Source organism: Pseudomonas sp. BS-2016 (genome assembly GCF_001806145.1).
Taxonomy (GTDB): Bacteria; Pseudomonadota; Gammaproteobacteria; order Pseudomonadales; family Pseudomonadaceae; genus Aquipseudomonas; species Aquipseudomonas lundensis.
In genome coordinates, this window is the sequence record NZ_MLCT01000143.1 from 1 (window position 1) to 1,657 (window position 1,657).

Annotated in this window: 1 protein-coding gene and 1 pseudogene; both read right to left on the reverse strand. The window is 59.7% G+C overall.

All coding sequences use genetic code 11. The features are described from left to right. Nucleotides 1-1,001: cell division protein ZapE (gene zapE / locus BKD70_RS23110; RefSeq protein WP_070415474.1), on the reverse strand; the 1,001-nt coding region annotated here is incomplete at its 3' end. Between the two features lie 79 nt (nucleotides 1,002-1,080). Next, nucleotides 1,081-1,657: pseudogene (locus BKD70_RS23115) on the reverse strand (tryptophan--tRNA ligase); the annotation flags it as partial.

Here is a 1,657-nt window from a genome sequence, read left to right on the forward strand (position 1 = left end):
GTATAGAGGTCCTTGAGTTCGACTTCCGCCGAGATGATCAGCTTGACGTTACGGTCGTAGAACTCATCGACCATGTTGATGAACCGTCGGGCGATATCGTCGGTGGTCACGCCCATCTGTTCCACACCACTCAAGATCACGGCGTGGAAGATCTTGCCCAGCTCGATGTAATCGTTCTGGCTGCGTGGCCCATCGCACAGTTGGCGGAACTCGAACCAGGCCACGTCATCGCAGGTGCGCAGCGCGATGATTTCGCGGTTCTCGATCATCAGCTTGTCGTTTTCCACCGCTTGCGTGCATTCCGGCGTCAGCGCACGGAAGCTTTTCTTCAGGCTTTCGTGCGCCGCTTCGTTGAGCGGGAAGTGGAACAGCTCGGCTTGCTCCAGGTGACGCAAGCGGTAGTCGACGCCGCTGTCGACGTTGACGATATCGGTGTTCTGCTTGATCAGCGCAATGGCCGGCAGGAAGCGCGCACGTTGCAGGCCGTCCTTGTACAGGCCATCGGGCACGATGTTCGACGTGGCCACCAGGGTCACACCGTTCTTGAACAGTTCTTCCATCAGCGTGCCGAGGATCATGGCGTCGGTGATGTCAGAGACGAAGAATTCATCGAAGCAGATCACCCGGGCCTCTTGGGAGAAACGCTTGGCGATGATGGTCAGCGGGTTTTTCTCGCCCGGCAGGGTCTTCATCTCTTCGTGCACGCGCTTCATGAAGCGGTGGAAGTGCGTACGCACCTTTTCCTTGAACGGCAGCGCTTCAAAGAAGGTGTCTACCAGGTAAGTCTTGCCACGGCCCACGCCGCCCCAGAAATACAGGCCCTTGACCGGCGTGTGGTCTTTCTTGCCAAACAGCTTGCTGAACATCCCTGGCTTGCTTTGCGACGCGGCCACGAGGTCCTCGTACAGGCGCTGCAAATGACGCACGGCATTTTCCTGGGCCGCGTCGTGGAAGAACTCGGGGCGTTTCAGATCAGCTTGATATCGTTCTAGGGGCGTCATAATTTCGTTAGCAAGGCAACAAAAACGGGCCGACACTGTAACGACGGCCCTGGATAATGGCAATCAACCCTTGGTCGGGTTAATCCTCGATTGGGGCTAACGCAGCGCGCAAGGCTTCGATGGCCGCGTCACGCGATGCTTCATTGGCGTACTCGGCACTGTCAGCTACTGCGGCGCCGTCCAGCCATACGCTGAAGCCCAAAGCCTCGGCGCGTACGTCCAGCGCATCGCCAATTTGCAGTTGCTTGGTCACCGCGCCGGCTGCTTTGCCATCGGTAAAGTTGCGCGACAACAGCAATTGCTCGCCGTCGGCGGCCAACAGGCGGAAGCGGAAGCTGCCATCGTCTTCACGGAAGCTCACAAACCGTGCAGCCTTCGCTGCTTTTTTCTTGGTGGCGACCGGCGCCGCCGCCTGGTTGACGAACGAACGCAGGCCCACCGCTTCACGCAGCTCGGCCAGGAACGGTGCCGCCACAGCGCGGGCCTTCTTGGCGCCGACCTGCAGCAGGTCCTCCATGTCCGATGGGCGCGCCATCAGTTGATGGTAACGCTCGCGCGCTTCGCCGAGCTGGCCGTCGAGCAGTTGGAACAGACGGTTCTTGGCCTCGCCCCAGCCCAGGCCTTCTAGCAGCTCACCACGGAATTGGGCTTCCTGG